This window comes from Streptomyces sp. UNOB3_S3 (assembly GCF_020740895.1).
Lineage (GTDB): Bacteria > Actinomycetota > Actinomycetes > Streptomycetales > Streptomycetaceae > Streptomyces.
In genome coordinates, this window is sequence record NZ_JAILXP010000363.1 from 1 (window position 1) to 7,073 (window position 7,073).

General features: G+C 76.8%; 6 protein-coding genes. 3 read left to right on the forward strand and 3 right to left on the reverse strand.

All coding sequences use genetic code 11. The features are described from left to right. The 3 genes from K6I33_RS28820 to K6I33_RS28830 all read right to left on the reverse strand — a co-directional run. Positions 1-1,184, reverse strand: a 1,184-nt coding sequence (locus K6I33_RS28820; protein ID WP_374286013.1) for an FAD-dependent oxidoreductase, incomplete at its 3' end; no start/stop codon positions are given. Next, positions 1,181-2,434 (reverse strand): NAD(P)/FAD-dependent oxidoreductase, encoded by a 1,254-nt coding sequence (locus K6I33_RS28825; protein ID WP_229357475.1) that lies wholly within the window; start codon positions 2,432-2,434, stop codon positions 1,181-1,183. The genes K6I33_RS28820 and K6I33_RS28825, both read right to left, overlap by 4 nt. Beyond that, positions 2,431-4,551, reverse strand: coding sequence for a molybdopterin oxidoreductase family protein (locus tag K6I33_RS28830; RefSeq protein WP_229357476.1), 2,121 nt, complete (start codon positions 4,549-4,551; stop codon positions 2,431-2,433). The genes K6I33_RS28825 and K6I33_RS28830 overlap by 4 nt, the downstream gene beginning before the upstream one ends. A gap of 192 nt (positions 4,552-4,743) precedes the next feature. Here K6I33_RS28830 and K6I33_RS28835 point away from each other — a divergent pair, with 192 nt between their 5' ends. Genes K6I33_RS28835 through K6I33_RS28845 form a run of 3 tightly spaced genes read left to right on the forward strand, consistent with a single transcriptional unit; the run spans position 4,744 to position 7,043 of the window. Further along, the gene (locus K6I33_RS28835; RefSeq protein ID WP_229357477.1) at positions 4,744-5,889 is read left to right on the forward strand and encodes a uroporphyrinogen-III synthase; all 1,146 of its coding nucleotides are present in this window, start codon (positions 4,744-4,746) and stop codon (positions 5,887-5,889) included. After that, a complete protein-coding gene (locus K6I33_RS28840; RefSeq protein ID WP_229357478.1) occupies positions 5,889-6,644 on the forward strand; it encodes a sirohydrochlorin chelatase in 756 nt (251 codons plus the stop codon). The genes K6I33_RS28835 and K6I33_RS28840 overlap by 1 nt, the downstream gene beginning before the upstream one ends. Before the next feature lie 24 nt (positions 6,645-6,668). Beyond that, positions 6,669-7,043, forward strand: coding sequence for a DUF488 domain-containing protein (locus K6I33_RS28845; RefSeq protein WP_229357479.1), 375 nt, complete (start codon positions 6,669-6,671; stop codon positions 7,041-7,043). The last annotated feature ends 30 nt before the right edge of the window (positions 7,044-7,073 follow it).

Genomic DNA, 7,073 nt, shown 5'->3' on the forward strand with positions numbered 1-7,073 from the left:
AGGGGGCGGAGGGTGGCGTAGGCGTCGGTGTCCCCGACGAGGATGCCGCCGAGCAAGGAGCCGTCGGGGCCGAGGACCAGTTTCTTGTAGACGCCGGCCCGGCTGTTGGCATAGGTGACGTCCAGGGCGCCGTCGGTGGTGCCGTGGGCGTCGCCGAAGCTGGCCACGCCGACGCCGAGAAGCTTGAGCTGGGTGGAGGTGTCCGCTCCGGTGAACTCCCCGGGCTCGTCGCCCGAGATGGCGCGGGCGGCGGTCTCGGCCATGGCGTAGCCGGGGGCGACGAGTCCGTAGACACGGCCGTCGACGGCCAGGGCGCATTCGCCGATGGCGAAGACGTGCGGGTCGGCGGTGCGGCAGCGGGCGTCGACGACGATGCCGCCGCGTTCGCCGACGGGCAGGCCGCAGTCCCGGGCGAGCCGGTCCTGGGGCCGGACGCCCGCCGAGAAGACGACGAGGTCGGTGGGGAAGCCGGTGCCGTCGGAGAGGGTCAGGGCGCTGACGCGTCCGTCGGGGCCCGTCTCGACGGCCTGGGCGCCGGCGCTCGTGTGCACGGTGACGCCGAGGTCCTCGATCTTCCGGCGGAGCAGCGCGCCACCGGCGTCGTCGATCTGAAGGGCCATCAGCCGGGGGGCGAATTCGACGACGTGGGTGTCCAGGCCCAGGGCGCGCAGGGCTCCGGCTGCCTCCAGGCCGAGGAGGCCACCGCCGATGACGGCGCCGGTGCGGGCGCGGGCGGCGTCCGCCCGGATGGCGGCGACGTCCTCGAGGGTGCGGTAGACGTGGCAGCCGTCGGCGTCGTGGCCGGGGACGGGCGGGACGAAGGGGTAGGAGCCGGTGGCGAGGACGAGGGTGTCGTAGGGCACGCGGGCGCCGGAGGCGGTGGTGACGGTGCGGGCCGGGCGGTCGACGGCGACGGCCGCCTCGCCCAGGCGCAGGTCGATGCCGTGGGTGGTGAGGAAGTCCGGCGGGCACAGGGACAGTTCGCCATCGGTGGTGCCGGTGAAGGCCGAGGTGAGGTGGACGCGGTCGTAGGCGGGCCGGGACTCGGCCGCGAGGACGGTCACCTCGAAGCGCCCGGCCGCGCCGGTCCGCTCGTGGAGGGCCTCCAGGAAGCGCTGGCCGACCATGCCGTGGCCGACGAGGACCAGCCGGTGCGGGGCGGAGGTGGACTGCGGGGGCGTCACGCGCGGGCTCCTTCGGGTATGAGCAGGTACGAGGGGTCTGCGGGCAGGGGTTCGTCCCGGTGCCAGGCGAGCCCGATGTCGCCCGAGGCGGTGAGGTCGCCCAGGAGGACGCCGGCGACGAGCCGGTCGCCGCGCAGGACGAGCGTGGTGGAGCTGCCGCGCGTGGTGTCGGAGTAGCGCAGCACGTCGTGGCCGGGGGCGTGTTCGGCGGTCATGTCGCCGAACGCGGCGAGCTGGAGGGGACCCGCGGAGAGCCGGGTCAGGGTGCGGGTCGCGGTGCAGCGGGCGCCGGGGTCCGTGCCCGCGAGGCGGGCGGCGAGCACGTCGGCCTGGGCCCAGGCGGGTCCGGTCAGTCCGTGGACGACGCCCCGGTGCTCGGCGCAGTCGCCGATGGCGTGGACGCCGGGGGCCGAGGCGGCCAGGTGGTCGTCGACGACGATGCCGTGGCGTACGCGCAGCCCCGCCGCCCGCGCCAGCGCGGTGCGGGGCCGTACGCCGCAAGCGAGCAGGACGAGGTCGGTCTCCAGTTTCGTGCCGTCGGCGAGTTCGACGGCCTGGACGTGGTCGGTGCCGTGGAGGGTGACGGGGTGGGCGGCGAGGTGGGTGCCGACGCCGAGGGCGGCGAGCTGTCCGTGCACCAAGTGCGCCGACCGGCCGTCGAGATGACGTTCCATCAGCCAGGCGCCCCGGTGGACGATCGTGGTGGGCGTGCCGAGCGCGGCCAGGGCCCGGGCGGCGCCGACGCCGAGCACTCCCCCGCCGATGACGACGGCGTGCGTGGCGCGGCGGGCGGCGTGGGCCAGGGCCCGGCTGTCGGCGAGCGTGCGCAGGACGTGGACGCCGTCGGTGGGCCGGCTGTCGCGCGGGCCCCGCAGGGGCGGCAGGACGGGGGCGGCTCCGGTGGCGAGGACCAGGGTGTCGTAACGCTCGGTGGTGCCGTCGGCCAGGGTGAGGGAGCGGGTGGCGGGGGCGACGGCCGTGACCCGGGTGCCGGTGCGGAGGATGGCGCCCCCGGCCAGGGGCAGGCCGATGCCGTCGGGGTCGTAGCGGCCGGTGAGGACGTCGGCGAGGAGGGTGCGGTTGTAGGGCGCGTCCGGCTCCGCGCCGTACAGCGTCACCTCCACGGCGCCGGGGGGTGTGCGGGCGAGGAGTTGCTCGGCGAAGCGGGCGGCGGCCATGCCGGCGCCGACGACGGCGACGCGCCGGGTGGTCGTGCTGGTGGTCGTGCTGGTGGTCGTGCTGGTGTTCATGGGCGGGCCTCGGCTTCGGCGGCCTTCTCCACCCGTACCGCGCAGACCTTGAACTCGGGCATGCGCGACTGGGGGTCCAGGGCGGGGTTGGTGAGGGTGTTGGCGCGGCCGGGTCCGTCCCAGTGGAAGGGCATGAAGACGGTGTCGGGGCGGATGGCGGCGGTGATCCTGGCGGGGGCGAGGGCGCGGCCGCGCCTGCTGGTGACGGCCAGGACGTCGCCCTCGCCGACGCCGAGGCGCTCGGCGAGGTGGGGGTGGAGCTCGACGAACGGGCCGGGGGCGGCGGCGTTGAGCTCGGCGACCCGGCGGGTCTGGGCGCCGCTCTGGTACTGGGCGGTGACCCGGCCGGTGGTCAAATGCAGCGGGTAGGCGGGGTCGGGCTCCTCGGCCTGCGGCCGGTGGCCGGCATCGGCGAACCGGGCCCGGCCGTCGGGGGTGGCGAAGCGGTCGAGGAACAGCCGTGGCGTGCCCGGGTGCGCGGGGTCGGGGCAGGGCCAGAAGACGCCGTTCTCGGCGCGGATACGGGCGTAGTCGATGCCCGCGTAGTCGGCGGCGCCGCCCGCCGAGGCCCGGCGCAGCTCGTCGAAGACCTCCTGCGGGTCGTCGGGGAAGCCGCAGGTGGTGCCCAGGCGCGCGGCGAGGTCCTTGAGGACCGTGAGGTCCGTGCGGACCCCGGGGGGCGGGGGAACGGCCGCCTGGCGGAGGATGACCCGGCCTTCGAGGTTGGTGGTGGTGCCGGTCTCCTCGGCCCACTGGGCGGCGGGCAGGACCACGTCGGCCAGCTCGGCGGTCTCGGAGAGCACGACGTCGCTGACGGCGAGGAAGTCCAGCGCCCGGAGCCGCTCGGTGACATGGGCGGCGCGGGGCGCGGAGACGACCGGGTTGGAGCCCATGACCAGCAGGGCCCGTACGCCGTCGGGGGTTCCGGCGCGGTCGAGGAGCTCGTAGGCGGAGAGGCCGGGTCCGGGCAGGGTGTCGGGGTCGACGCCCCAGACGGCGGCGACGTGGGCGCGGTCGGCGGGGTCCGTCAGGGAGCGGTAGCCGGGGAGCTGGTCGGCCTTCTGCCCGTGCTCGCGGCCGCCTTGCCCGTTGCCCTGGCCGGTCAGGCATCCGTAGCCGCTGCCGGGGCGGCCGGCCTTGCCGGTGGCCAGGCACAGGTTGATCCAGGCGCGGACGGTGTCGGTGCCCTTGCTGTGCTGTTCGCTGCCGCGCGCGGTGAGGACCATGCCGGTGCCGGCCCCGGCGAACATCCGCACGGCCTCGCGCAGTTGTGAGACCGGCACCCCGGTGATCTGTTCCACCCGTTCGGGCCAGTGGGCCATGGCGGTGGCCCGGGCCCCCTCGAAGCCGGTGGTGCGGGCGGCGATGAAGTCCTTGTCGAGATGGCCGTCGGCGATCACCAGGTGCAGCATCCCCAGGGCGAGCGCCAGATCGGTGCCGGGGACCGGGCGCAGGTGGAGGTCCGCCTGCTCGGCGGTGCGCGTCCGGCGCGGGTCGATGACGATCAGCCGGCCGCCGGCCTCGCGCATGCGGGTGAAGTAGCGCAGCGCGGGCGGCATGGTCTCGGCGGGGTTGGCCCCGACGAGGACGACGCAGCCGGCCGTCGCGATGTCCTCGACCGGAAAGGGCAGGCCTCGGTCGATGCCGAAGGCCGCGCGGTGGGCGGCGGCGGCCGAGGACATGCAGAAGCGGCCGTTGTAGTCGATGTTCGGGGTGCGCAGGGCCACGCGGGCGAACTTGCCCAGCAGATACGCCTTCTCATTCGTCAGCCCGCCTCCGCCGAACACGCCGACGGCCGGGCGGCCATGGCGTTCGGCGGCACGCCGGAGGCCGGTGGCCACCCGGTCCAGGGCCTCGTCCCAGGACGCCTCGCGCAGCCGCCCGTCGCCTGGGTCGCGGACCAGGGGCGCGGTCAGGCGGACGGCACGGGCGAGGAGGGCGGGCGCGGTGCGGCCCTTGCCGCACAGGGCGCCCTGGTTGACGGGGAATCCGGGGCGTTCCTCGACGTCGACCGGCGGGCCGGCGGGCGGCGTGCCGCCGGGGCCGGCGGGCCGCGGCCGCAGTCGCATGCCGCACTGCAACGCGCAGTAGGGGCAGTGGGTGTCGGTCGGAGTCATGGGCCCGAGCATTGGTCCCGGCCGTTACACGGCCGGATCCGGGGTGTTGCGGCCATGGCACGAATTCCTCACGCCCCGGACGTGGCCGTGTGATGTCCGTGGCATCCGCATTTAACATACGCCGGGCAATTGCTGATGCCACCATGACAGCGCCGCAACTCGCCGGTAACAAACCGCCGGAAACCTGAGCCCATGAGTACGGGGAACACGACCGCCGGCCCGGACACCGGGGCGGTGGGACCGCTGACGGGTTTCACGATCGGGGTGACGGCCGACCGGCGCCGCGAGGAGCTGGTGGCACTGCTCGTGCGCCGCGGCGCCCGCGTCGTCGAGGCGCCCGCCCTGCGCATCATGCCACTCGGTGACGACGCCGCGCTGCGCCGCGCCACCGAACGCTGCCTGGAGGCGCCGCTGGACTACGTCGTCGCCACGACGGGCGTGGGCTGGCGCGGCTGGATGAGCGCCGCCGAGGGTTGGGGGACGGCCGACGCGCTGCTGGGCGCGTGCCGGGGCGCCACGGTCGTCAGCCGGGGCCCGAAGGCCACCGGCGCGGTGCGGGCCTGCGGTCTGGCGGAGGCGTTCGCGCCCGGGACCGAGGCCAGCCACGAGGTGCTGACGTGGCTGCTCGCCCGGGATCTCGGCGGCCGCCGGGTCGCGGTCCAGGAACACGGGGCGCCGCTGCCGGAGTTCACGGCCGCGCTGCGCGAGCGGGGCGCGGAGGTGATCGAGGTCCCGGTCTACCGATGGGGGCCTCCGGAGGATCCGGGCGCGGTCCGCCGCCTCGTGGAGGCCACCACGCGCGGGGAGGTGCACGCGCTGACGTTCACCAGCGCCCCGGCCGCCGTGGCGCTGCTGGAGGCTGCCGCCGCGGCCGGGCAGCGGGAACGGTTCCTGGCCGCGCTGCACGACGACGTGGCGGCGTTCTGCGTGGGCCCGCTGTGCGCGCAGCCCCTGCTGGAGGCGGACGTTCCGGTGCACTGCCCGGAGCGGAGCCGGCTCGGCGCGCTCGTCCGGACGCTGGAGGACGCCCTGTCCCGGAGCGGCCGCCGCGACCTCCGCCCCGCGCCGGACCGCCTGGTGCTCCAGGGCAACGCGCTCCTCGGCGACGGCGCCCCGGTGTGGCTGCCGCCGTTGCAGGCCGCGGTGCTGCGCGCCCTCGCCGAGCGCCCCGGCCAGGTGCTCAGCCGCACCGAACTGCTCGTCCGCGCCTGGCCGGACGGCCGCGCCGACCGGCACGCCGTCGACATGTCCATCGCCCGCCTCCGCAGGGCCCTGGGCCGCCACGCGACCCTGGTCCGCACGGTCCCGAAGCGGGGCTACGCGCTGGCGGGGGCGTGATGAACGGCCCCGCGCCCGTCCTCGTCGCCGCCGCGCACGGCACCCGGGACCCGGCCGGGGTGCGGACCGTGCGGCTGCTGCTGGAGCGGGTGCGGGCGGCGCGGCCTGGGCTGCGGGTGGAGTGCGGGTTCCTGGGGCTGGCCCCGCCCGCGCTGCCGGATGTGCTCGACCGGGTGGCCGGGCCCGTGGTGGTCGTGCCCGTGCTGCTCGGGCCCGGGTACCACGTCCGTGTCGACATCCCCGCCGTACTGGACGCAGCGGGCGCCGGTCACCGGGCCGTGACGGCCCCCGCGCTGGGCCCGGACCCGCTGCTCGCCGAGGCCCTGTGCGGACGGCTGCGCGAGGCGGGCTGGCACGGCCGGACGCCCGGCGCGGCCGTGGTGCTGACGGCCGCCGGGTCCCGGGACCCGGCGGCGACGGCGGCCACGCGCGCCACGGCCGGGCTGCTGAGCGCGCGGCTGGGCGCGCCGGTCGTCCCCGCGCACCTCGGCGGGCCGCTGCCCCCGCCCGCCGAGGCCGTCGCCGCGCTGCGGCGGCGCGGCCGCCCCGGGCCGGTGGCGGTGGCCCCGTACCTGCTGGCGCCTGGCGACTTCGCGCGGCGCGCCGGGCCGGGCTGCGGGGCCGACGTCGTGGCCGCGCCGCTCGGCGCCCACCCGGCCGTGGCCCGGCTGGTGCTGCGCCGCTACGACGAGGCCCGGCTCCGGGGTGCGTGGGCGGCCGGCGCGGCGGACCATGGGAGCCGGACCGGGAGGTGACCCGGACCCGGAGATGAGGTGACGGTGACGGCGAGGAAGGCCCGTGACATCCGCGTGCGGAGGGTCTACGAGGAGCCCGCGGCGGCGGACGGCAGCAGGGTGCTGGTCGACCGGATCTGGCCGCGCGGCCTCGGCAAGGAGGCGGCCGCCCTCGACGAGTGGTGCAAGGACGTCGCCCCCTCCACCGGTCTGCGCGTCTGGTACGGCCACGACCCGGGGAAGTTCGCCGAGTTCGGCCGCCGCTACCGGGCCGAGCTCCACGGCGACGCGACGCACGAGAACGCCCTCGGGCATCTGCGCGAGGTGGCCGCGGAGCGGCCGCTCACCCTGCTGACGGCCACCCGCGACCAGGACATCAGCGCCGCCGCCGTCCTCAAGGAGGAGCTGGAGCGGCGCTGATCCCCCACGGCCCCCACGGCCCCCACGGCC

What these genes read in the sequence shown, in the direction of transcription:
- K6I33_RS28825 (WP_229357475.1), bottom strand. Translation starts at nt 2,434, where the DNA reads ATGAACACCAGCACGACCACCAGCACGACCACCAGCACGACCACCCGG.
- K6I33_RS28830 (WP_229357476.1), bottom strand. Translation starts at nt 4,551, where the DNA reads ATGACTCCGACCGACACCCACTGCCCCTACTGCGCGTTGCAGTGCGGC.
- K6I33_RS28835 (WP_229357477.1), top strand. Translation starts at nt 4,744, where the DNA reads ATGAGTACGGGGAACACGACCGCCGGCCCGGACACCGGGGCGGTGGGA.
- K6I33_RS28840 (WP_229357478.1), top strand. Translation starts at nt 5,889, where the DNA reads ATGAACGGCCCCGCGCCCGTCCTCGTCGCCGCCGCGCACGGCACCCGG.